The following is a 22,721-nucleotide window of genomic DNA, read 5'->3' on the forward strand; positions in this document are numbered from 1 at the left end:
CCCTATTGATGCCCCTCTACCTTCTTACATGACTCAAACGCCTTCTGACCGTATTGATGAGACTCATCGGGACTTCGTGGCCGCGCTTGCGCGCGGCCTCTCGGTTATCCAGGCCTTTAGCGAAAATCAGCCGGAAATGACGTTGAGCGAGGTCGCCCAGACAGCGCAGATGAACGTTGCCACTGCCCGGCGTGCGCTGCTCACTCTGCACTCGCTCGGCTACGTCGGTATGCAGGGCAAGCGTTTTCTGTTGCTGCCAAAAGTGTTGTCGCTCGGGGTGGCATATCTGCGCTCGATGAATTTTAAGGACCTGGTCAATCCCTACCTGCAGGAAGTCGCGGATGAATATCGTGATTCCGTGTCCTTCGCGGTCCTCGATGGCGACGACGTCGTCTATCTCGCCCATGTACCCAGCAAGCGCAGCATCACGCGACGGGCGTCCGTGGGATATCGGCTGCCGGCCTTCTGCACGTCGCTCGGGCGGATCCTGCTGGCCAACCAGTCAATCGAAGAACAGCAGCGTCTCCTGGCGCGCGCGCCTTTTCCGCAATATACGGCTAAAACCGTGGTCCAGCGTGACGACCTCGCCCGGGAATTCGCAAAGGCCCTGACCGACGGTTTCGCCACCCAGCAAGATGAGATCGAAATGGGCGTGGTGTCGATCGCGTTGCCGGTCTGCGATCCCCAAGGTAACGTGATCGCTGCGATCAACTGCTCCTCCGAGACAGACCGCACCGCGATCGAGGATTTGAAGGCCACGCGCCTGCCGGCCTTGAGGGAGGCGCGGGCCCATATCGAATGGGCGCTTCGCAGGGCGCCTGCTCTTGTCCATTCGATCCGCTCATCCTGGCGCGCGACGTAGTTCCATTGCCAACCAGGACGTTAGGCTAGTCAGCTCAGCTGGCGCTGATGCGGCAACTCCCTCTTCCTGGATTACCGGTTCGCGAAGCGTGAGCTTCGCCTGTGGCTTGCCGAGCATGAGACGGAAAGGCGGCAGGTGTGGTGATCGTTTAGAAACCAGTCGACGGATTTTGGGCGAGTTGAGTGAATTCGCGCCAGTCAGCGAACCTTGCTGCGAGCAGTTTGCGATACAGTGAAGCGTGCAGCAGATGCCGCTTGAGCGCGAAATGTTGCCGGATCGGCCCGAAGCACGAAGGAAATTCCTGCGTACGTTTTGGGTCTCGAAAACCACGCATGCGACGCTCACGTTCACGCGTTGGTTGTGGCTGTTCTCAGCCCGGTTGTTCACCCGGGCTGCCGCTTTGACGAACACATGCTTCACGCTCGCAAGTTCCGGAATTTCCGCCTTTGCCGCTGAATAGCTGCGCAGCTGATCGATGACGATCTTGCGAGGCGTCGGGCATGAACGCATCACACGCTTGAAGACGCGTCTGACCGTGGCTTTGTCGCGCCGCTTTTGTAGCAGGATGTCGAGTTCGGCGCCATGCTCGTCGACCGCACGCCACAGCAAGTACGGTTCGCCACGCAGCGTGACGAACATCTCATCAAGGTGCCACGTGCTACCCGCCTTGCGTCGTGCCGCTTTTACCCGGTGAGCAAAGCCTTCACCAAACTTGGCGCACCAGCATCGGATCGTCTCATACGTGACGGTCACACCGCGCTCGAAGAGCAGCTCCTCAATGTCGCGCAAACTCAACTGAAAGCGGAAATACCAGCGAACTGCTTGGCCGATAACCGCCGCCGGGAGCCGATGACCGAGGTAAAGCGATTTTGCTTTCTTCACCACACCATCTTACGAGAACGGCCCAACAACCAGACAACGCCGGCGTGCGAGAAGCTGCGCGAATGCCACGGGCTAACGCTGTCGAAGGGAACCGTGCGGCGCTGGATACGAGACGCCGGTCTGTGGATTCCGCGCCGGCAGCGCCCGATTATTTCGTTAGGCGAAAAAATATGCGCCAGGGGAAATACTGATTGACCCCGTTAGGGGCTGTCTATAAATTTCGACTAGCGCATAAAAATGCACGTAGCGAATAAATGGACCGTCTGCAACGTCCTTAGCCCGGAGTTGCCGGCCACATATTCTCGCGCCGAATACTCGACGAAAATCTATTAGCATGGAGACGAATATTGAAGTCTGCTGAGCGCCCTACGACGGTACGACGGCCATTGCATCGGCCTTTCCCGATCGTGTCATCTTCCGTGATGAGGATCTTTGCTCCTCGCTGACCGGGCATCTCTCCCTCACTGAATATTTCCACTTCCCTCTTCTCGGATGCCAATTCTTATGAATGAGTTCTCGGATTTCGCTCCACTTCTCGTCGACTCGCCCACTGTCTCCGGTTTCGCCACCACTTCGTGGGGCGAGCACGCACGCGTGCGCCTCCGCGGCGCCCAGACCGATGGGCGCTTATCGATGCTCGTTTATGAATGTCCCGCAGGCTTCGGACCAGTGCGCCATCTGCATCGTGAGGACGATGAGATCCTCCTGATGGAGCGAGGCACTATCGCGGTGTGGACGCCGCGCGAATGCCGCACAGCCGGGCCAGGCGATGTGGTCATGCTGCCCAAGGGCGTGCCGCACGCCTGGCGCTCATACGGCGACGAGCGGGTCCGGTTCCAGGTGATCGTGACGCCCGGAGAGTTCGAGCCGTTCTTCGAACACATCGTTGAGCGGAACCTTACTCTCGCGGATCAGGCTGAGCTCATCAAGGTCGCATCCGAGGCTGGGATGGATATCATTGGCCCACCGTTGAACGATGAAGAAGTCGCGGCGATCCGCGCCGGCGGGCGCGTCTGAAAGTAGCGCTCTTCCGCCTAGAGGTTCTCGAGAGCCGCGCCGTCGCCACGGCGCTGGCAAGCCCAACGGAGGCCGGCAATGGCCTCGTTCATGGCAGCATACCTCGGCGCAGCGTGCGTTCCGGTGCAAGCTCGGCGGGGTTATCGCCGGCTGCATCAAGCCTTTGAATAAGCGGCTGAAGTGCCGCGACAATGTGTGAATTGGAGATGCATTAGTGACTGAGAGCCTCAAACAAGCCTGCGACGCCGCACTGTCCCGCGTCGTTACGGGCCAACCGCGTCTGCCCGGCGTGGTGGCAATGGTGACTGATCGCGCCGGCACGCTGTATGCCGGTGCCGCTGGAGAGCGGATCCTCGGCAGCGGCGTGCCGATGACGACCGACACGGTCTTCGCGATGTATTCGGCCACCAAGGCGATCGCCGCCACCGCAGTGCTTCAGCTCGCGGAGGCGGGCCGGCTCGATCTCGACGCACCGGCGAAAGCCTACGTGCCGGAGCTCGGCCAGCTTGAGGTGCTCGAGGGGTTTGACGCCGACGGCAAGCCAGTTCTGCGCGCGCCGAAGCGAGACATCACAACCCGCATGCTCCTTCTTCACACCGCCGGGTTTGCCAACGACGTTTTCAACGAGACCTATCTGCGGTTGCGACAGAGCCTCGGCCTGCCGTCAACGGGCACGGCCAGGAAGGCGTCCCTGATGATGCCGCTCCTCTTCGATCCCGGCGAGCGCTGGGAATACGGCAGTGGGGTCGACTGGGCGGGGCAGGTCGTCGAGGCGATTGCCGGAAAGCGTCTCGGCGAGGTGATGCAGGAGCGGATCTTCGCGCCGCTCGGCATGACGAGTACGGCATTTACTCTCACGCCATCAATGCGCGAGCGGCTGGCGCGTGTGCACCAGCGCGGCGCCGACGCATCTCTGGAGCCGCTGATGAATTTCGGGCCTACGGCGAACCCCGAGGTGGATATGGGCGGCTCCGGGCTCTACGGGACCGTCGAAGACTACATCAGGTTCATCCGCATGTGGTTGAATCACGGGATGGGCGATCACGGCCGCGTGCTGAAGCCGGAAACCGTCGCCATGGCCGTGCAGAACGGTCTCGGCGATAAGAAGATTAAAGCCTTGCCCGGTGTGATCCCGTCGCTTTCCAACAACGCTGAATTCTTTCCCGGCATGTCAAAATCCTGGGCTCTCAGCTTCATGCTCAACGACGAGCCCGCGCCGACCGGGCGCCCTGCGGGCACACTCGCATGGGCGGGGCTCGCCAATTGCTATTTCTGGATCGACCACACGACGCAGGTCGGCGGCTTCTGGGCGACCCAGATCTTTCCCTTTGTCGACGCGGCCGCCATCGGCGGATATCTCGATTTCGAAACGATGGTCTACGAGGTTGTGTCTCGATAAGGCGGCAGGACGAGCAAGTCCCAATATTATCAGGACAGCTTACGTAGCAAGCGAATAGAGCTGCGCGGCAACCGTTTAGTCGACGTCGTCGTTCATCTGCCCCTTGCGGATCATGTGCATGAGTTCGATGCCGCCCAGCAGCACGCGGGCACAACGAAAATTCTTGAAGCCCAGCATGGACCGTGTACGCCGCTTTATCGCCCGGTGATCTTGGTCGGGTAGCAGCAGCGCATTGCTGCGCTGCTGCCCCCTAAGAACCGTACGTGCGCCTTTAGGAGCATACGGCTCAAGCCTCTGCAAAGGCATCTGTCGACACCCGGTAGTACAACTTCATTTTCCGGCGTACTGCGGATTTCTACGGCAATTGAGATGGTTAACCTGGAGGTTGCTTGCTGCATCCGTGCCGCCGTCAGTTTGCTTCACAATATGCGTAACATCCCAGCGGGTGTTCATTGTGATGGGCTGCTGACAGTTGGAACACATGCCATCTTGCCTTACCCAGACACGGTACAGCTTACGGCGACCGCGCGTCGAGTTCAGCATCTTCTGGCCCCATCGGGATTCGAAGTATGGTGCCCATTGCGGATCGTGCGGATTTGCGCCCGCTCGGATCTTGATGTGCCGTTTTATTGGCGTGGCCGATTCCTTCAGCAAGGTGACCTCTCTTGTCGTGCCATCCTCTTTTTTTTCTGTGGCGGCAAATACCCAATCCCGCAGACCTTTGGCCCTGAAGTATTTGCTTTTTATCCATCGGGCGCCTTTTTTAGGGTGCCTTCTGGCCGCCCATCGCCATAGCATTGACCAGACCTCGTGATCAACCCGATCGAAGGCTTTCTTGGCGACGACATGGCTATGGTAATTCGCCCATCCTCGTAAAACAGGATTGAGCAGCTTTACCAGGTTCGCCTGTTTAGCCGTCTTGTTGGCCTTGATGATTTCACGAATTTTGTCAAGATGTGCCTTGACGTTCGCTTTCGACGGCTTCATCAGTAGCTTGCCGTTGTACTTGCGAATGTTCCATCCGAGGAAATCAAACCCATCCTTGATGTGCGTTATCCTGGTCTTTTCTGGTGATAGGACCAGCCCGCGTTCCGCCAGGAATTCAGCTACTGCCGGCCTGACTTCATGTTCCAGCCACTCCTTCGAGTGGCCGGTAATAATGAAGTCGTCCGCGTAACGCACCATGTTCATTTTCAGTCCTCTCTGCTTCGCTCGCGGGAATTTTTCCGCGAGCATAGCTTCGAGGCCATCGAGCGTCATGTTGGCTGCCACCGGGGAAATAATTCCCCCTTGCGGGGTGCCGGCGTCAGTGGGGAAGAGTTCGTTTTGATACACGTATCCCGCTTTGAGCCACTTCTTTAGAATCACCTTGTCCGTGGGGATATTGGCGATCATCCAGTCGTGGGAAATTTTGTCGAAACAGCCTTGGATGTCGGCCTCCAGCACCCATTCCGCACTCGCCTTTTTTGCCAGAGAAATGAAGCATTGTCCTCCAGCGTCAGCAGTAGAGCGTTCCGGTCTGAACCCATAAGAATTCAGATCGGCGGTGGTTTCCGCAACGGGTTCCAACGCCAGCAGATGTAACGCCTGCATGGCGCGGCATTTCATCACGGGTATGCCGAGCGGCCTCGTCTTGCCGTTTTTCTTCAGAATAAAAACTCTCCGAAGTGGAAGGGGCGAATAATCCCGCCTCTTCAACGACGCAATCGCGTTGGCCTTTGCCGCCGGTGTTTTCCACGTTACCTTGTCCACACCGGGGGTGTTCCTGCCTTTGTTTTCAGTCACCCGCTTCACGGCTAATGCACGGCCGCTGAACGAATGGGTCAGCAGCCATTGCAGTGCTTTCACCCTGTTATGGCGGCCGGCCTGTACCGCCTTCACCATACGCGATTGCAGCCTCCTTACCTGACGTTGAACATCGGCCCAATTGATGCCGTTCCACGCCACGCCCGAAGGTGCACGCGCCCGTGTTGCTGCGCTCATTTGCTTTCCTTCCGTTTAGATGGTTCTGCAAACTCTCTGGTGAGGAGAGACCACGAGGAAGTCTGCCCGCTTTCGCGTCGGGTGATGTTGCAACCCGTATCCCGTCCATTACAGCCGGGCATTCGCTTTTTCCCCGATCCTGTGCCCGCACCGCCATGGGCAGACCTCGCAGCCTGCTGTCCCGAAGGGAGCGATACGGGGTTTCCACGTTCCGCTTATGGAAGTACGTCGGGTTAGGTGCCTGCTCTGGGCCGGGAGGTATGCGGGTCACGAACGCGTAATCGAAAGACGCTGTTCCCACCTCCAGTACCGTTTTGGTTCGAGCGCAATAGCCATTTCCGCTCGTTCAACGTAACGACCCTACTGCAGATTCAAATGTTTTCACCATACCGACTATCTGGCACTCATCCGGCGTATGGCTGCCAGAAGGGTACGCCTCTCGCGATTGATACCCCGCGCCTTGCGGCGCTTCGTTACGTTGTCAGAGCCGCTCTTGATTCAGGCCCCTGGATTCACCGGGTGACACCGGTGGTTCTCTCCTTCGATACGGCGAGAAGGGAGAACAACTTCTGTAAGCGACCTCGTGTCGCACCTCTATAACGTTGTTCAGATACTTGTTTTGGCGGATCTTGATCGGTATTTCCCGCTCCGCGTTAAGACCATCCAGCGCGGCCAGGTTCGCACCGCTTTTATCGATTGTCCCGTCTGGGGTTCGCCGTTTTGTTCAATCGACTTTTCGGAGTAGCGCCGCGCCGCAGCCTTGTCACGATGGACACGCAGCAGAAAGTCGACCGTGTTGCCGTCCTTGTCGACGGCCCGGTAAAGATACCGCCATTCGCCCTTGACGCGAATGTACGGGTGAGTAGACCCAGGGAATTTCACCCGGAGTCTCTCGCAGAACCGTGCGTAAACCTCTCGATTTACACGGCTCGTCCCAGCCATCCTTTTGCCATCTCGCGACGGCAAATCGACGCGGAAGGCAGATCCCGAAGCAAGCGTGTCCCCTGTGCAGTTTCGAATGGTCCAGTCAGCCACCGCTCAATGTACATCAGGATCCAGTCCTCCTTGATGTGCTTGGGTACCGCTTTTAGCAAGAGGCCATGATCAATTTGATCGAAGGCCGCCTTGATATCAAACTCCACCAGCCAGTCGTATTTCCAGCACCTTTGTCGGGTGAACTACATGCCGATTCCGGGCGTGTCCGTCCACGCCGCGACGAAAGGTGCGGTAACCAGCATGACGCGGGCGCTGGCAAGGGATCTTGGCAGTCGGGAAATTACGATCAATAACGTCCAGCCCGGACGGATCGATACGGTGATGAACCCGGCCAACGGTCCGATGGCCGACCAGATCCGGGGCTCAATTGCACTGGGCCGCTACGGATAAGGCGACGATATTGGGGGACTTGTCGCCTGGCTGGCAAGCCCCGATGCGGCGTTCATAACGGGCACCAGTCTGAAGTCGATGGGGCACAAGTGCTTGACTAATGACTTCGGGCCGACTTGCGGCGGGGCCTATACGCGGAACTTTCCTCCCGTGCCCGCGGTCCAGCACGACTGTGCCACAGCAATGTTGCGCCCCAGGAACATGACGAACCGATGGAATGCCTTGATCGGTTCAAGCGTTGTTACGCAGTACTCGTTGCGACGCAGCGAGCCTGCCGCACGGAACTCGATACCTCTACCTGATCAAACATGCCGTTCATCGAAATTGAAGGAAAGCCGCTGCACTATCAGACTCGCGGCACGGGATTCCCGGTACTGCTGGGGCACAGCTATTTGTGGGATTCGTCAATGTGGGCGCCGCAATTCGACGCGTTGTCTCGCCACTATCAGGTAATCGTTCCGGACCTTTGGGGCCACGGGCAATCCGGGCGGCTCCCGGAGAATACACATACGCTCGGCGATTTGGCCACACACGCGGGCCGCCTGCTGGATGCCCTGGGTATCGGACAATGCGCGATAGTCGGCTTGTCGGTCGGCGGGATGTGGGGGTCCGAACTCGCGTTGCGCGAACCGGGCCGTGTCAAGTGCCTCGTCCTGATGGATACCGACAGGAGCGCCGAACCTGATGCGACGCTCAAGCAATATTCCCAGATGTTCAACGCGATCGAATCGCTTGGCATCATTCCCGCTCCGATGATCGACGTCATCGTGCCTTTGTTTTTCCGCCGGGGCGCAACGCTGGACGGTGAAGTGCACGCAAGGTTTCGAAAAGCGCTGGCGGGGTTCTCTGCGGACCAGCTGCGACAGTCGGTTGTACCGCTGGGCCGATTAATTTTCGAGCGGTCCGACGCGCTTGCCAGTCTTGCCGGTCTTGATGCCGCCAGTACGCTGATCATGTGCGGCGAACTCGACATTCCGCGGCCGCCAACCGAAATGGCACGGATGGCTGCGGTGATTGGCTGCCGGCAAATGCTAATACCCGACGCGGGCCACATTTCAAACCTTGAAAATCAATCCTTCGTCACTGACGCATTACTTGCGTGGCTTGGCCAGCATGTGGCGTAGGCTGAATACGACATTCGACGCGCTCGCGTGCTCAATGACTCGGACGCCTTCCGTGCATCTCGGCCGCGTCAGCTAGGCCGAGATCAGCGTAGAACGAACGCTTCTGATGCAGTCACAGTCAACCGCAAACGCATCGGCCAAGGTAGGCAGTCGGGCTCTGATGCAAATAGGCAATCTGGTCGAGAGGTCTTCAATAGGTAGGATACCTCATCGAGTAGAAAGGACGGCATTCCAGACTGAAGCCGCAGTGGTATCCCTGAGGCCGAGCTTTGCGAGATTGAACTGACCTTTGCGAATGCGATGAATCAACTCGATGCCTGAAATCGTGACCGCGGCACTCCTGAACCGTTTGAAGCCGAGCATGACGTTGGTTCTGGACTTGATGTTGCGATGGTCCTGTTCAATCGGGTTGTTCAGGTACTTCGAGGATCGGACCTTTGTGTCCTCCAACAGCAAGCCGTCGGCCTTCATCTCGCGCACCGCGCGATGCGAGGCAGCATAGCCATCGAGCGTGGTCGTCTCCGGCGCTTGGCCCTGATGCTTGATGGCTTTGCCGAAAAGGCCTTTTGCCGCAGCCACCTCGCGCTTTGCGCGAGCGGGGCTCGTATTAGCGACGTCCGCCTTTTTTCAATGGCCGGTTGCCAGTGAAAAAGTGCCGAACTTAATGACCGGATAGGGTCGGGTTGAGCCGACCGCATCGGGCGGGAGTCGGGCCAGAAGCGGCCTTTCGACATTGCGTTTTGAATCGTCAACAATCGCCTGGCCGGTAACCCTGACCACTAATGCGCGGGCTGACCATTATGGAATTCAGGTTCGCCGTCGCTGAGGATGCGAAACGCCTTGCTCCGCTAAACGCACAACTCGCCCGCGATGAGGGGCATCGCAATTCGATGACCGTCGAACAGTTGGAATAACGAATGGAAAATTGGCTTGCACGCGACGAATAGGAAGCTGTAATTTTCGAAGAGGCGGATATGCCGACGGGTTACGGTGTTGTTTCGCCGCAATGATGACCATATCTATCTTCGGCAACTCGTCGTCAAACCCGAACTTTGGTGTGGCTTTGGGCAAACGCTTGGACCAAAATGCTGCGCGCCTGCGCGTTGACGTGCTCGTGGGAAATCGAGACGGCCAGGCGTTCTGGCAAACCGTTGGTTTTCAACCCTATTGCGTGACCATGGAAATGGCGTCCCCGCTTACGCAAGCATCCTAACCCGCGAGTGGTAATCGGTTTGAATGCCCGGTGTTCAAATCCTGCCTCGTCCCGTGCGGGTCGACCTGCGCCGCTCGTCATCGGACACGCCACGACCGGCCAATAGCGGTCCTTCGAGCCGAGCGCTCGATTTGCCGACAACGCCGTTACAAATCTGCATCGAAAACAGTCGCGAGTGAGGGTTTACCGTGACTTCATGCGAATCTGCGGCCCGCTTTGCACCACCCGTGATCGCACGCATCGTCTTCTGGACCTAAAGGATTTGCTCGTCAGGAATGCGGCTGTTGTCCGAGTCGCTGATAACTTGGTCGAGCCAGCGTTCCAGGAACTTAATGGCGTCGTAAGCTTTCGCGTCACCATGGTCGTAAGAGAACTTCAGGAAAGCCTGACCTCCATCGAGAGCGACAGTCAGCTCTAGTTGGCACAGCAGGAGGGATCCGGGATTCGTCGACACGGGTACGTGCCTTTGGCCGCCGCGAGCCAATAGAAATGAGCAGCTTTCGCCGGATTCGCCGGTTGATCCCTCTTTTCCGCGGCGTGTTCGCGATACAGTCCGGCGTTGAATGCAGCGGGGAATGTCGCCTGCGCGATGCCAGGTGCTTAGGCGGCGCCCAGCCGTGATTCGGCAATCCGCTTCAGATCATCGGGAGTTGAAGCGGATTCAGACAACTGCTCAAGCAAGTCCGTGGCTCTCTTTTCGTCTTTTGGCCCACCATCGCCGAGCGTCAAGCTCGTCGCCAGGTTAAGTATCGACCGAGGCAGCCCTCGCGAGGCCAAAGCCTCAAGGAGGTGACGAGCCACTTCGGGTTCCCGGTTTCGGTTGCCGCTTAGCAACTCATCAGCAATCGATTCTACAGACCTCAGCGAGCTTTCGTTTTCCGTTCTATGTATGCCAGTCATGAGCGCTTGTTCGAAGTGGCCAACGGGATGGTGCACGGCGTGAGCCAACGTGTTTAGCGCCTCTTGAAAACTCAGATCTTCCTTTGAGCCGGCAAACGGCATTTCTGTCGGGTGCTCGCCCTCGTCTCGCGCGTACGCGGCCGATGGTTGCCACCATCGAACAAAGTCGTCCGCGGATTCACCGTGAAGATCAATTGACGATGCAGCCAATTGCGAAGCCTGATATACGCGTCTCGCGGTCAGAGTCGCACTGTCACACGCTTCGTCGAGTGCGGAAGCTACTTTGCTGCCCAGCTCGCTGTGAAGGTCGGTCCAATCTCTATAGCCGAAGACCTCGGAGGTCACCTGTCGCGCGTGGGATTCCTTAAGCGAAAGGCGGTATTTGAGCCGGTTGGCGGCCCGCGTCGGGATAGACGCGTTCTGGAAGTAGATACGCATGGCTTCGGTCCGAGTTTGCGTGCCGACGAAACTCCACAGCAGGCACGGAATCAAAATGAGTGTGAGGCGGCGGGGCGTGACGCCCCCTCAAAAAATACCGTCGGTTTCTTATGCCGTCAATCCTATTCCAAGAGATAGTATTTTGCGCGACAGGACCCAATCCAGGCGGCAAGCGGTCTTCAAGATAGAGTTTGGCACGCCCGGATCTGCGATTGTCCATATACTTTTCATAGTTCAGAACAGTCCATCCCGGTCGCTCACCTCTGCGTGATTCGTTCACGATACGGAGTGCCGTCCGGGACCCGCTGCCATCAGTCAAGCACTTGTGCCCCCATCGACCTTCAGGCTGGTGCCCGTTATGAAGGCCGCTTCAGGGCTTGCCAGCCAGGCGACAAGTCCCCCAATATCGTCGCCTGATCCGTACCGGCCCAGTGCAATTGAGCCCCTGATCTGGTCGGCCATCGGACCGTTGGCCGGGTTCATCACCGTATCGATCCGTCCGGGCTGGACGTTATTGATCGTAATTTCCCGGCTGCCAAGATCCCTTGCCAGTGCCCGCGTCATGCTGGTTACCGCACCTTTCGTCGCGGCGTAGACGGACACGCCCGCAATCGGCATGTAGTCGCTGCTGATGCTGCCGATATTGATAATCCTCCCGCCTTTTTCCATGATCACCGGGCGATAAAGCGGCGCACACGGCCCATGCTGGGCTTCAAGAATTTTCGTTGTGCCCGCGTACTGCTGAGCGGCATCGAACTCAATGCACATGATCGCCAAGGGTCAAATGGAGGAGCGCAGAATTGGATGCACTCGTGCCGAGCAGTTCCACGTCCTGGCTTCATAAGTAATCCTTACCATAACGACGCATGTTTCGTCATCTCGCCCTTATCGCGATAAAACCACGAGGCCACCTCTGTCAATCGGGGGGGGGGTGATATGAGTTTGTTATCGTAAGGTTCTCCTATGGCGTGACTACAACAAACTACTCTCGACTGGCTTTCCGAACCCGAGTCAGTTCGAAGTGTGGAGGCAGTCGCAGCGACTGCGGCTTACAACCTCGCGGTCGTGTTTGCGCATTGCGACGAGCGCCATCCTCATAGCGCGCTGAAGTACCATTCGCCATTTGAATCTCGCCAGCGCAAGTTCACCAGACTAAGCGTGACCGAGTCCCGCCATGCAGAGGCAAGTCCAGTACGCACCTCGCTTAACGCGTGGTTCGAAAGTCGACGCGGATCAAGTCTTCCTTATGCCGTGCAAGTTGCGCGCGTTCCCAATGCACGTCGCATCGTCTCATTCAATTCGCTCCTCAATAACGTATTGCCTTTTCATCACTTTTGACATCCCCGTTATCAATGGATGTTGTTGATAAACCCAATAGCGCGAGGCATGACAAATTTGTCACTTCCCTGCCCCCGGGATGACAGGTTTGCCGCCCTAACATTCGACGGCGGATGTGCCAGAGGATGATGTCGAGCTTGAACTAGCAGCGTTTGGTTTGAAATCGATGATGGCGATTTCGCGATCTAACACGTCCGCATGGCCCTGCTTATATAAGGAATTAACTGTGAAAAGATCTAAGGCTCAACTCTCAGTAAGCATCCTTTCGATGATCTCGGCGATCGCGATCGGTCAAGCCGCATATGCCGACGGCACGCTGACCCGTGACACTGGCGCACCTGTCGCCGACAACCAGAACTCCGAGACCGCCGGCCCTGAAGGTCCGGTTGTGCTGCAGGACTCGAATCTCATCGAGAAACTGCAACGCTTCGACCGCGAGCGCATTCCTGAGCGCGTCGTCCACGCGCGTGGCACCGGCCTCTTCGGCGAGTTCGTGCCGAGTGCCGACATCAGTTCGCTGACCACGGCGAAGGTGTTCACGCCGGGCACGAAGACCCCGGTCTTCGTGCGCTTTTCGACCGTTATGGGCTACCGCGGATCGCCGGAGCAGGCTCGCGACCCGCGCGGTTTCGCGATCAAGTTCTACACGCAGCAGGGCAACTGGGACATGGTCGGCATCAACTGGCCAGTCTTCTTTATTCGCGATGCCATCAAATTCCCGGACTTCGTGCACGCGAACAAGCCGTCCGCGATGACGGGCGTGCAGGATCCGAACCTGGCCTTTGACTTCTTCGCTCACTCGCCCGAAGCGACGAACATGCTCACGCACCTGTACACGGACGAGGGCATGCCTGACTCGTACCGTCACATGGATGGCTTTGGCGTGCACGCGTTCAAGTTCGTCAATGCCCAGGGCGAAGTTCACTACGTGAAGTTCCACTGGAAGAGCCGCCAGGGCGTCCAGGGCATCCGCCCGCAGGACATTCCGCATTCGATCGGCGCGGACTGGAACATGATGACCGACGACCTGTACAACGCGGTCAAGGCACGTTCCTATCCGCAGTGGGACCTGTATATCCAGGTGATGTCGCCGAAGGATCTGGCCAAGTACGACTTCGATCCGCTGGACGACACGAAGGTATGGCCGACGTCGATTCCTGAGCAAAAGGTCGGCACCATGACGCTCAACCGCATTCCGGATAACTACTTCCAGTCGACGGAAGAGTCCGCGTTTGCGCCGTCGCGTCTCGTGCCGGGCATCGAGCCGTCCGAAGACCGGATGTTGCAAGGTCGCCTGTTCGCCTACGCCGATACGCAGATGTATCGTCTCGGACCGAACTACATGGATCTGCCGATCAACCGTCCTGTTGTGCCTGTGACCAACAACAACCAGGACGGCTTCATGAATGCCGGCGACCGCAAGGGTGAAGTCAACTACGAGCCCTCCGGTATCAACGAACTCGCCGAGCAGCCGACGTACAAGGCCGTGCGGACACCTCTGTCGGGGACGACCCAGCAGCAGGCAATCCACAAGACCCTAGACTTCCGTCAGGCCGGTGAGTATTACCGGACCCTGTCCGAGCAGGACAAGACGGACCTGGTGACTGCCCTCTCGGCAGACCTGTCACACGTCACGAACGATGCGAACAAGTACGCGATGCTGTCGTACTTCTACAAAGCCGATTCCGGCTACGGAACCCGCCTTGCGCAGGCGACGCACGCGGACGTGTCCAGGGTGCAGAGCATGGCTGCGCACCTGAGCGAAAACTAAGCCGTAGCGATGAGCCTGCGCAAGCAGGCTCATCCTTGCGTGAAGCACGACTTCCGATGGAGCACACATGCAATGCTTTTCTGCCGTGTGCCGCAGGCTTCGTAGCGCAGCGGCCAATGTTGCTGGATACGCGATGCAATGTCGATCAGACCAACAACGCCGGCGAAACCGCGCTGTCGTTTGCGGCGCTGTTTGGTCGCCTCGACATGATCCCGGTTCTAAGTGAAGTCGGACTTGCTCAGGAAAAGATTGCTTCAATATCTGGCGGCGCGTCTTTTACCTCGTCGAAGTTCGGCGTCGCTTCGATATGCTTCAGGTGCTTCAGCATGCACGCCGCAGCCTTGGTTTTCATCATGCGCTTCGATTGCATCCCTCAGATACTTCTTTTGGCGGATCTTGATCGGTATTTCCCGCTCCGCGTTAAGAGCATTTAGCGCGGCCAGGTTCGCATCGCTTTTATCGATTGTCACCGTCTGGGGTTCGCCGTTTTGTTCAATCGACTTTTCGAAGTAGCGCCGCGCCGCAGCCTTGTCACGATGGGCACGCAGCAGAAAGTCGACCGTGTTGCCGTCCTTGTCGACGGCGATACAAATACTTCCACTGGCCTCGGACCTTGATATACGTTTCATCCATTCGCCAGCTCCGTCCGGCCGTTTTCTTGGGGCGGCGAAAGGCCCTCTCCAGAACCGGCAACACCTTGATAGCCCAGCGGTGCACGGTCGAATGCTCGACCGAAATTCCGCGCTCCGCCATCATCTCTTCCAGGTGTCGAAGACTCAGCGGATAGGCCACATACCAGCGCACGCACGTAAGATGACATCGAGCGGATAGTGCAAACGCTTGAGCACCCGTGCCACGGCTGGATTCAGAGTCTTCAATCTGCTTGTACCGCAATATGCGCGCAAATTTACTTTGTCTATTCGATTCCGCAACTGTAATGCAGGTTGCCTGCCCTTGCGTTGTCACTCGGACAGGATTTCTGGGATCTTCGTCGAATCGTTCGTACTGGCGTCCGGAAGGCCCTCGATTCTCGCGCTCGTTCCAGATTGTCTTGCGGTGCCACGCAATCAGACCTTCAGCGTAGGACAGACTCGATGGCCTCCGGCTTGCCATAAAGCCAGCCTTGGGCGAGTTCGATACCGCAACCCCGCAATGCGGCATGCTGATGTTCTCTTTCCACGCCTTCGGCGAGCACCAGGCAACCCAGCTTGCAGAACCGCTCTGCTGACTCACGAATCGCGGCCATAAAGTGCGAGCCCTTGTCGGCGTTGCGTATCACCGTGATGCAAAGTTTGACGATGTCCGGGCGCAACAGGCGACCGGTGTCGAAGTCGGCGAACCCGCATCCTGTGTCATCGAGAGCCAACCGAATCCCCAGGGTGCGCAAACGATCGACCACTTCCACCAAACCCTCTGCTTCGTTGAGCGGCAGGTGCTCAGTGAGTTCGATCATCACTTCCGGTCTACCGGCTAACGCCAGCTTGTCCGCCGCAAGGGCCAAGGCATCAGGGCCCAAGTTGATGGTCAGGAAGGCGCCAGGTGGTAATTTGTCTTTAGTGCGCTCGAGAGCCAATTCGGCACACAACAATTCCGCATCCACGGTGCGCCCGGCGGCGTAGGCCGCATCAAACAACTTATCCGGGCGTTCAAGAGGTGACCCCTGCGGACCTCGGGAAAGGGCTTCGAAGCCAACCACCGCGCAATCGCTGACGCGCACGATCGGCTGCAGAAATGTCTGTATGGAGCGGTGCGCCAGAATCGCTGTCACGTCGGTAGAAGATCCTGGCTGCTCCACAACCTGACGTTGGGGTTCAGACCTCAACTGGTCCTCGGTCCATTGAGTCCAGCATGCCTTTGCATCCCGCTCGCCTGTTTCGGGGGGCATGAGGAATACGGACAAGTCGGCGGTTATGCGAGCGCCCGTCGCGCCCCCGAAAACAGCCAGCAGTGACTCCCGGGTCAGGTTGCGCCCTGCGTGCTCTATGGCCTCCGCCACTTCCCTGGCATCGCGCGGCAGGCCGTCCGAAAGGACACGAAAGCATGCCGCCCACCTTCCATCGGCAGCACAACCATATCGGTCAATCACCGCATGTTGAGCCAGCAAACGCGTGAGCAAGCCATCTGCTGCTTCGCCAAAATCGGCCATTGCCTGGCGGGCTGCTTCATCACCGAAGATTTCAGACAGGTGCACACTCTCCGCAATGTTCACGCTCAGGACGCCAATGGTTTCGGTCATTTGCGACAACCTCGATCGCCGCGGCAAGTACCCCTCAGCGACTTCATTTGCATGCATCGAACTATTCTTTCTGGATTTGGCGAGTATACGATCCGTCACCTGCATGGCCTGTACGATCCGGATTCGGTAAAGCTGCTGTGTGTCGCGTCAGACGACCATTTCGGGCAAAGGACAGAGGTCCCAAGTGGACCCGGGAATCATGAGCATCCCGTTTCTGTTTTGAATCCTGCTGCTGCACCGTACTTGATCAGTGTGCCTTCACCAACATGAGATGATCCGGTCGTCGAGATGACATCTTTGACATGTCTGCCCCATCCGTCAAAAAGGGGTTAAAAATCGGACGTTCGCACGCTTATGTCGAAGGGTAGTTCCGGGGTCGCGCTGAGACGCTTCCGCTATCAGCCCGTCACAGCGCGCCTGGGTTTTGTCGCATTAAGGATGCAGTGTGGACATCTCGCAACGAGTTTGTCCTAAAGTCCTGAAGCCCCGGAACGGCCGACCGGTAAAGTTAGCCGAATCCGTCCGCTTTATGTCTCGCTCCAGACATTCCCGAGGCTGTGGCGACTATATGCAGCAGCGAACGCAAGCGTTCCCGCCATGCTGATTGACTCGCTTGCTTGCTGCCTATTGATGTCGATAGGCCGCCTTGCGCGGACAGCACCAACTATCTGAAGCGGTAGTTGATTGCGGCCACAACGTTCAGTTCATCCCGGCGCTCCGTGATGGGACTGTGTGCCGCGTCGTGCTGCAGCCGGCCGAGGGTTACAGCCAACGAGCCGACCCATTTCTTCGTTATGTCATAGCTCGCGTAAGCGTTCAGGTGAATGTCACGTAGTCCCGCACTCGTGTTGAAGGTTGGCAGACCCGACGCAGCGCTCTGTGTGGCGCTCACGCCGAATAACGACCGCGTATATTCTGCATTTGCCCATGTCGTGCCCGGCCCGAATGACACCAGGAACCTTGAGGTCAGCGGCAGATTAGCCAGCAGATCAGCACTGACCAGAAGTCCCTGGCCCGTTCCCGCAATGTCCTGGTAGGCCGCGACTGAACCCATCAGGAACGACACCGAATAGTCGGCAAAAAGTTTGAGTTTCGGACCCTCGTCCACGTTGCCTAACCCATGCAAATGCGGATCGTCGGACTCGCTGCGCGATTGAAAATCCAGGCTGAGCGCAGCGCCCACGTGGTAGGCGTCGTCTTTGCCTTTAAGCACATTGATCCCGATCAGATCGAGACCCTGCGAGAAAATCCGGTCATCGTAGGAGATATCGAGCGATGGAATCGGCAGGAGTCGCAGCTGCCGCGCGCCCGGATATCGGGGAGAAAGCATCAGGCCCAGACCCACCGATACCTTCCATTCATCGCCCGCAGCAGGACTCACGCTCGCGTCCTGGTCGTCGGCGAACGCGTGCGTGAACCAAAGGCACCCGAACGCAATCGGCAAGCATTGCAGCGCATGGCTTACCTTCACTGCGCCCTTCCCGCTGTTGCGAGAGCCGTGCCGGCCGCGCCCGCATGCAAAGTCTCACGCCTCGAATCAAGCACCAGTTTGCACCCCCGCTTTTGCGAGGTGCCGCAAATGCCTCGCGAGTGCCCTGGAGACTACCGGAGCGGCTTCTCCGCCTCCACCGCTGCTGGCCACTTCACTTTCCCGCAGAAACACGCCTACTTCCCGCGCGACGATTTCGCGTTCGTTGTCGGACGTAATCATGTGGTACGAATCGTCTAGATAAATCGAACGCAGAAACGCGGAACCAATGTGCGAGCTGACAAATTTCGCGTTGTTGGGATTCGCGGTTTCATCGTCGATGGCGTGGATGATCAGGCAGTCGTTCTTTATATCGCGGACAAAGCCGCGCACCCTCCTGGCGAGCCGCGACGCTTCGTGGAGCGCCGGCAGGGAAATGGTGGAAGGGCCAACCTCGCTGAACCCATCCTTCTGCATTGCCCGTGCAATTTTTGCTCGCAGCGCCTCGTTCCTGAGTCCGAATGGCGCCCCTTCGCGATATCGCCAGCTTCCGCGCATGGGCGTGTAATATGCCGCCCCCAGCAGGAATCGATACCACGGTATCGCCCACCCGTCGTAGGCGAGCGTGACAGACAGGAGAACAACGGCTTGAGCCGCCGGGCGATGCCTGACAAGCGCCAGCGCCAATGTCGCCCCGATCGAAAGACCGCAAACGGAAACACGTGCATAGCGGCCCGACAGCTCGTCGAATTTTCGAATCACTGCCGTGAGCCATGCTTCCATTTTGCGTTCGGGGGACCCCGCGCTATAGCCGTCAAACGTGGGCGTGCAGATCACGAAGCCATTGCGCTCAAGAGCTCGGGCAAGGAACCGCATCTCGAGCGGCGTACTGGAGAGGCCATGGATCAGGAGGACCGCGTGATCTCCGCCTTCGTTGAACAACGACTTTGTATCTGACATATTCAGCCCCCAAGCCGTAAGACCAGAAAGTCACCTGCGTGCGTCCTGAAACGTTCGCAGACGCAGTTCATTGGCTGGAACTGTCCGGCGCCCATGTCCACGCGCGCGCGATGGTTGCCGGGCGTGAGCGTCGGCAACAGGAGCCTGATGTCTTCGGAATGAACATGCTCGTAGCGCAGCCCCGGCGCGGTGGCCGCTGCAATCCTCTCCGACATGGCAACACCGGTGCCGCCGCGGTCGTCGAGCGCCGCCCGGTGATCAAGTGCCTGAATCAGGATAATGTCGTCGTGGTAATGAGGAAGATGCCGCAGCAGCCGATGCGTCTCATCGACCGCACGACCGGCCAGCAGCCTCTCGTTATCAGCACGCAAAAGCATTTCATAGCGGGATTGCGCTACGAGGCCGATGAGTTCGCTCCGGAACTGCGCGCGACGCAACCTCTCGATCAGGCAGATGACTAGAATGCTGACGAGCGGAAGCGAGACGATCAAGCAGACGTCGGACTGGTCGAGAACGCTAATTTGCTGATAAGGCGGTACGAACAGGTAGTCGGCTATTACGAGGCCAAACCCCATGACGGCGAGCGCCGGCGCCATTCCAAAAAAATATCCGATCAGCGCTGCAGCGATGAAGTAGGCCGTTCCGGGCATGATGGGTCCGAGCAGCGGATCCAGCAGCAGCCGCCCCCCGCTTGCGACGATGAGCGCGAGCGCTGCGAAATACCAGCCGCGAAGGCCCCGGGGCGCCCAGCCGCTCGCATTACGAACTTTCATAATCTGTCACTTGCTTTGACGCCTGGTCGTGCGGCCATTCAGATGCCCGCCAAACCTTGTAGTGCCGGGGCGACTCGCACCCGCCAACCTGACGGTTTAATGACCGAAGTAAATCGACTCGGTGTTGCCAGTGGCCTCAGACCGGGCCGCTGTGGGGGCGCCGGATGCCGACATACCACCGGCTGCGCCCCCATAGCTAGCAGTCACTTCATTTTGCGCAGCCACCTTGGCTTCGGCAGCCTGAATGCCAGCCGGGTAATCCGGGCTGTTGCCCATACCCATGGCGGGGCGCCAGCCAGCCTTTTCGAGTTGGACGAGCTCGGCGCGCACTTGCGCGCGCGTCACCGGCCCGTTCGATTGTTGAGCGAACGATACGGCCGGCACGGCTAGGGCCGAAGCGAGCACGACGGCGGGAATGAGGGATCTGAGCACCGTGAAACTTCCAGTTGTTGGCCGCGAAGGGCGATTGTTGAATGCCGGACAATAAACTGCGACGACACTGGGGTTAAGTATAAACCCGCACTATTGTACAGTGCACGATAATAGTTTTTATCGACCTTATAGGCTGATCTCAAAATTGGAGTTGGCTGGCCGCATGACCGTTCGTGGCCGGGCAGTAAGGACTATGTTCTTGTTGGGCATTGACCGGCGTAACCGCGTACCGGGTCAGTTGTCGAGCGTCCGAACGCTTCCGAAGTAGTCTGCAAGGTCGGCGTCAGCAACTATCCGTTTGCCCTTGATCCAGCCGCTCCTCCACCTCGATCACCGCTTGCTGCGCATCGCAGCCCGGGCGTAAGCGTATTGGTCGCGTAGAAGGTCAGCTTCAAAGATCGATTCGGCTCCAGCATCGCTGCTGCCACGCATATCTGATTGGCCGCTTCCTGAATGGAGCCGACACCTGAACGTCCCAACGACGACGCATGTGAACGGCTGTTATGGCCGGACCTTGCCGATCGCCACGCGATCGAACGGTGCGTGCCTGGAGCGGCAGCACCTGGATTGCGGACTCCGCACCCAGATGGCCGAAACGCTAGATCGATACGTCGGCACATCGATCCCGGCGCCCGGGCGATGTGCCGACCTTCTGGCGCGTGTCCAAGCTGAACAAACGCCCCGTCTGTTAGAAACGCGTACGCAAGCCTACAGTCGCCGCCACCTGATTGCCTGTTGAAGCCTGTGCCAAGCCATTGATAAACGCACCCTCGAACGCAGAGCCGGCCGCACCGTACGCATGTTGGTAGACACCCTCGACATAGACATCAGTGCGTTTGCTGAACGAGTAGTCTGCCATCAGCGTCACTTGATGCCACTTCGGGTCCGCCGTGCCGGTGGTTCCGGCAAAGGCGCCTTGAGTGAACGTATAGGCACCTGCGAGCGAAATCGCAGGCGTCACCGTATAGTGCACATTGACTTCGTAGTTATCGAAATGCAGGCTGTCAAACGGCTGCCTGATCACAGAGTTCGCACCCGGCTGCGTATTGTCGAACAGGGTATGCGTCCACAGCAAGCCAACAGTCGCCGGCCCGAACGTGTAGTTGCCGCCAACCCCCATCACGCGCTGGCGCGCGGCGGGGAAATTGACGAAGTCGTTGCTCGACACCGCGCCGGTACCCGAAAGCGAACCGTTATTGAGTTGAAGGTAAGCCGCCGCCAGATTGATCGGACCATTACTGTATGTCAGACCGAAGCTGTAGGCCCGGTTGTTTGAAAAGCCACCGGCCGCATTACTGAAGCCATACAGCGCCTCGGCCTGCAGCCCTCGATACGTCGGACTCGCGTACTTGACGGAGTTGTTGATATAGAACGAGTCGTCTACGTTGTCGTTGTCGAACGGATGTGCGGCCAGGTTGTTTCCGTCACCGTTGTTCGCCAATGCGATCGGTCCCAGATCATCGACCACGGCATCGTACTGCCGGCCGAGCGTCAGCGTTCCATAGTTGTCGCTCTGCAGACCGACGTAAGCCTGACGGCCGAACATTGTGCCCGAGTAGGTGGTCTTGCCATTTTGGATATTGAACCCGTTCTCAAGACGGAAGATCGCATGCAGACCGCCACCGAGATCTTCACTGCCCCGCAGACCCCATACTTCGTTAGACAGCATGCTGCTTTGTTCCTGCCACGCGCTGCTGCCACCCTGGTTATTCGTATAGACGATACCTGTGTCAATCAATCCATAAAGGGTGACGCTGCTTTGCGCGTGAGCCGCCGCCGCAAAAACGGACAAAGCTGCTGCGCCGATAATCTTTTTCTTCACTTGCTTCACTTGCTTCACTTGCTTCACTTGCTTCACTTGCTTCACTTGCTTCACTTGCTTCACTTGCTTCACTTGCTTCACTTGCTTCACTTGCTTCACGCTCCAGATAATGCCCCAAGAATAAATCATGATGTGCGCATGATCTCTGCTCAATCAATAACGGATAATGCACCGTTCACTCAGCAAGGGTTTCACGAAAGACTCTCCAGTACCGGATTGGTAGGCTGTCTCTCGAATGTGGTCCACTGCCTTTGCGCCCGCGCACCCAAAATTGACGATTCTATGGGGATTGTCATTGCGGTTCACCGAAAGAATTGACTCTTTCTTGCAAAAATTCTGTAAATGGCGATCGGAAGAAATCGACAAACGAGTCACTCGCCCGCTCAATGCTCGTGTGTCTGAGACGACCCACGGGCCTGGCTCCTGCGCGTCTACGGCTGGTTTATCATCGTGGCCCTTTACCCGACACTGCCATCCGATGAAAACGCTGCTTCTCTATATTTTCACGGCGATCGCCGAAATCGTGGACTGTTATCTGTCTGGATCTGTCGCAGTAACGCGTCGAACTCATGCACATGATAGCCAAGGGTCAAATGGAGGAGCGTGGAATTGGATGCCCTCGTGCCGAGCAGTTCCACGTCCTTGCTGCATAAGTAATCCTTACCATAACGACTCATGTTTCGTCATCTCGCCCTTATCGCGACAAAACCTCCGATT

Annotated in this window: 19 protein-coding genes and 7 pseudogenes; 9 read left to right on the forward strand and 17 right to left on the reverse strand. The window is 58.0% G+C overall.

Annotated elements, in window-relative coordinates:
- The first annotated feature begins 76 nt into the window (after nt 1-76).
- Nucleotides 77-862, forward strand: a complete 786-nt coding sequence (locus P0D84_RS37250; RefSeq protein WP_408345696.1) for an IclR family transcriptional regulator domain-containing protein — start codon at nt 77-79, stop codon at nt 860-862.
- Here the strand turns inward: P0D84_RS37250 and P0D84_RS37255 are convergent.
- The gene (locus P0D84_RS37255) at nt 842-1,744 is read right to left on the reverse strand and encodes an IS6 family transposase (protein ID WP_408345699.1); all 903 of its coding nucleotides are present in this window, start codon (nt 1,742-1,744) and stop codon (nt 842-844) included. The genes P0D84_RS37250 and P0D84_RS37255 overlap by 21 nt on opposite strands.
- Before the next feature lie 504 nt (nt 1,745-2,248).
- On the opposite strand from P0D84_RS37255, the gene P0D84_RS37265 reads away from it, so the two are divergent.
- Together P0D84_RS37265 and acmB are read left to right on the forward strand one after the other, a co-directional pair.
- On the forward strand, nt 2,249-2,761 hold the full coding sequence (locus P0D84_RS37265; protein WP_408345702.1) for a cupin domain-containing protein: 513 nt from the start codon (nt 2,249-2,251) through the stop codon (nt 2,759-2,761).
- A 214-nt stretch (nt 2,762-2,975) separates the two neighbouring features.
- The gene (acmB, locus tag P0D84_RS37270) at nt 2,976-4,160 is read left to right on the forward strand and encodes a methyl acetate hydrolase AcmB (RefSeq protein WP_408345705.1); all 1,185 of its coding nucleotides are present in this window, start codon (nt 2,976-2,978) and stop codon (nt 4,158-4,160) included.
- Nucleotides 4,161-4,235: 75 nt separating this feature from the next.
- Here acmB and P0D84_RS37275 read toward each other — a convergent pair.
- The 4 genes and pseudogenes from P0D84_RS37275 to P0D84_RS37290 all read right to left on the reverse strand — a co-directional run.
- Nucleotides 4,236-4,376 (reverse strand): annotated as a pseudogene (locus tag P0D84_RS37275) (DDE-type integrase/transposase/recombinase); the annotation flags it as partial.
- A gap of 114 nt (nt 4,377-4,490) precedes the next feature.
- Nucleotides 4,491-6,143, reverse strand: coding sequence for a group II intron reverse transcriptase/maturase (ltrA, locus tag P0D84_RS37280; RefSeq protein WP_408345712.1), 1,653 nt, complete (start codon nt 6,141-6,143; stop codon nt 4,491-4,493).
- A gap of 541 nt (nt 6,144-6,684) precedes the next feature.
- Nucleotides 6,685-6,998: pseudogene (locus P0D84_RS37285) on the reverse strand (DDE-type integrase/transposase/recombinase); the annotation flags it as partial.
- 65 nt (nt 6,999-7,063) lie between these two features.
- Complete coding sequence (locus P0D84_RS37290) at nt 7,064-7,285, reverse strand: hypothetical protein (protein ID WP_408345714.1); 222 nt, start codon at nt 7,283-7,285, stop codon at nt 7,064-7,066.
- A 40-nt stretch (nt 7,286-7,325) separates the two neighbouring features.
- Between P0D84_RS37290 and P0D84_RS37295 the strand changes: the two genes are divergently transcribed.
- Both P0D84_RS37295 and P0D84_RS37300 read left to right on the forward strand, forming a co-directional pair.
- Nucleotides 7,326-7,529: an SDR family oxidoreductase gene (locus tag P0D84_RS37295; RefSeq protein ID WP_408345717.1), complete on the forward strand. Its 204-nt coding sequence runs from the start codon at nt 7,326-7,328 to the stop codon at nt 7,527-7,529.
- Between the two features lie 308 nt (nt 7,530-7,837).
- Nucleotides 7,838-8,653, forward strand: coding sequence for an alpha/beta fold hydrolase (locus tag P0D84_RS37300; RefSeq protein ID WP_408345720.1), 816 nt, complete (start codon nt 7,838-7,840; stop codon nt 8,651-8,653).
- A gap of 207 nt (nt 8,654-8,860) precedes the next feature.
- Here the strand turns inward: P0D84_RS37300 and P0D84_RS37305 are convergent.
- The 4 genes and pseudogenes from P0D84_RS37305 to P0D84_RS37320 form a co-directional block, all read right to left on the reverse strand.
- A pseudogene (locus tag P0D84_RS37305) lies at nt 8,861-9,241 on the reverse strand (DDE-type integrase/transposase/recombinase); the annotation flags it as partial.
- Nucleotides 9,242-10,119: 878 nt separating this feature from the next.
- Nucleotides 10,120-10,320 (reverse strand): hypothetical protein, encoded by a 201-nt coding sequence (locus tag P0D84_RS37310; protein WP_408345723.1) that lies wholly within the window; start codon nt 10,318-10,320, stop codon nt 10,120-10,122.
- 146 nt (nt 10,321-10,466) lie between these two features.
- Nucleotides 10,467-11,204 carry a hypothetical protein gene (locus tag P0D84_RS37315; protein WP_408345726.1) on the reverse strand — a complete coding sequence of 246 codons (738 nt, stop codon included), beginning with the start codon at nt 11,202-11,204 and terminating at the stop codon, nt 10,467-10,469.
- A gap of 315 nt (nt 11,205-11,519) precedes the next feature.
- A complete protein-coding gene (locus P0D84_RS37320) occupies nt 11,520-11,873 on the reverse strand; it encodes an SDR family oxidoreductase (RefSeq protein WP_408346326.1) in 354 nt (117 codons plus the stop codon).
- On the opposite strand from P0D84_RS37320, the pseudogene P0D84_RS37325 reads away from it, so the two are divergent.
- The 3 genes and pseudogenes from P0D84_RS37325 to P0D84_RS37335 all read left to right on the forward strand — a co-directional run.
- A pseudogene (locus P0D84_RS37325) lies at nt 11,874-12,048 on the forward strand (DDE-type integrase/transposase/recombinase); the annotation flags it as partial.
- 762 nt (nt 12,049-12,810) lie between these two features.
- Complete coding sequence (locus P0D84_RS37330; RefSeq protein ID WP_408346329.1) at nt 12,811-14,313, forward strand: catalase; 1,503 nt, start codon at nt 12,811-12,813, stop codon at nt 14,311-14,313.
- A 119-nt stretch (nt 14,314-14,432) separates the two neighbouring features.
- Nucleotides 14,433-14,546: pseudogene (locus P0D84_RS37335) on the forward strand (ankyrin repeat domain-containing protein); the annotation flags it as partial.
- 126 nt (nt 14,547-14,672) lie between these two features.
- On the opposite strand, the pseudogene P0D84_RS37340 reads toward P0D84_RS37335, so the two are convergent.
- The 8 genes and pseudogenes from P0D84_RS37340 to P0D84_RS37375 all read right to left on the reverse strand — a co-directional run.
- Nucleotides 14,673-15,191, reverse strand: a pseudogene (locus P0D84_RS37340) (IS6 family transposase); the annotation flags it as partial.
- Between the two features lie 197 nt (nt 15,192-15,388).
- Nucleotides 15,389-16,549: an EAL domain-containing protein gene (locus tag P0D84_RS37345; protein ID WP_408345729.1), complete on the reverse strand. Its 1,161-nt coding sequence runs from the start codon at nt 16,547-16,549 to the stop codon at nt 15,389-15,391.
- Nucleotides 16,550-17,213: 664 nt separating this feature from the next.
- Nucleotides 17,214-17,894, reverse strand: coding sequence for a MipA/OmpV family protein (locus P0D84_RS37350; RefSeq protein WP_408345732.1), 681 nt, complete (start codon nt 17,892-17,894; stop codon nt 17,214-17,216).
- 192 nt (nt 17,895-18,086) lie between these two features.
- Nucleotides 18,087-18,977, reverse strand: a complete 891-nt coding sequence (locus tag P0D84_RS37355; protein ID WP_408345735.1) for an alpha/beta hydrolase — start codon at nt 18,975-18,977, stop codon at nt 18,087-18,089.
- A gap of 2 nt (nt 18,978-18,979) precedes the next feature.
- The gene (locus P0D84_RS37360) at nt 18,980-19,750 is read right to left on the reverse strand and encodes a DUF4118 domain-containing protein (protein WP_408345738.1); all 771 of its coding nucleotides are present in this window, start codon (nt 19,748-19,750) and stop codon (nt 18,980-18,982) included.
- A 96-nt stretch (nt 19,751-19,846) separates the two neighbouring features.
- Nucleotides 19,847-20,182, reverse strand: a complete 336-nt coding sequence (locus P0D84_RS37365) for a DUF4148 domain-containing protein (RefSeq protein WP_408345741.1) — start codon at nt 20,180-20,182, stop codon at nt 19,847-19,849.
- Nucleotides 20,183-20,870: 688 nt separating this feature from the next.
- On the reverse strand, nt 20,871-22,004 hold the full coding sequence (locus tag P0D84_RS37370; RefSeq protein WP_408345744.1) for a porin: 1,134 nt from the start codon (nt 22,002-22,004) through the stop codon (nt 20,871-20,873).
- Nucleotides 21,913-22,176: a hypothetical protein gene (locus tag P0D84_RS37375; RefSeq protein ID WP_408345747.1), complete on the reverse strand. Its 264-nt coding sequence runs from the start codon at nt 22,174-22,176 to the stop codon at nt 21,913-21,915. Before P0D84_RS37375 ends, P0D84_RS37370 begins: the two co-directional genes overlap by 92 nt.
- Before the next feature lie 388 nt (nt 22,177-22,564).
- Here P0D84_RS37375 and P0D84_RS37380 point away from each other — a divergent pair.
- Nucleotides 22,565-22,657 (forward strand): annotated as a pseudogene (locus P0D84_RS37380) (IS6 family transposase); the annotation flags it as partial.
- Between the last annotated feature and the right edge of the window lie 64 nt (nt 22,658-22,721).

This window comes from Paraburkholderia sp. RL17-337-BIB-A, from assembly GCF_046025895.1.
Lineage (GTDB): Bacteria > Pseudomonadota > Gammaproteobacteria > Burkholderiales > Burkholderiaceae > Paraburkholderia > Paraburkholderia fungorum_C.

Excerpts from the sequence above, each read along its gene's own strand:
- P0D84_RS37355 (WP_408345735.1), bottom strand. The coding sequence starts at position 18,977 with ATGTCAGATACAAAGTCGTTGTTCAACGAAGGCGGAGATCACGCGGTC.
- P0D84_RS37300 (WP_408345720.1), top strand. The coding sequence starts at position 7,838 with ATGCCGTTCATCGAAATTGAAGGAAAGCCGCTGCACTATCAGACTCGC.
- P0D84_RS37360 (WP_408345738.1), bottom strand. The coding sequence starts at position 19,750 with ATGAAAGTTCGTAATGCGAGCGGCTGGGCGCCCCGGGGCCTTCGCGGC.
- P0D84_RS37265 (WP_408345702.1), top strand. The coding sequence starts at position 2,249 with ATGAATGAGTTCTCGGATTTCGCTCCACTTCTCGTCGACTCGCCCACT.
- P0D84_RS37315 (WP_408345726.1), bottom strand. The coding sequence starts at position 11,204 with ATGCGTATCTACTTCCAGAACGCGTCTATCCCGACGCGGGCCGCCAAC.
- ltrA (WP_408345712.1), bottom strand. The coding sequence starts at position 6,143 with ATGAGCGCAGCAACACGGGCGCGTGCACCTTCGGGCGTGGCGTGGAAC.
- P0D84_RS37320 (WP_408346326.1), bottom strand. The coding sequence starts at position 11,873 with ATGGAAAAAGGCGGGAGGATTATCAATATCGGCAGCATCAGCAGCGAC.
- P0D84_RS37345 (WP_408345729.1), bottom strand. The coding sequence starts at position 16,549 with ATGACCGAAACCATTGGCGTCCTGAGCGTGAACATTGCGGAGAGTGTG.
- P0D84_RS37295 (WP_408345717.1), top strand. The coding sequence starts at position 7,326 with ATGCCGATTCCGGGCGTGTCCGTCCACGCCGCGACGAAAGGTGCGGTA.
- P0D84_RS37330 (WP_408346329.1), top strand. The coding sequence starts at position 12,811 with ATGATCTCGGCGATCGCGATCGGTCAAGCCGCATATGCCGACGGCACG.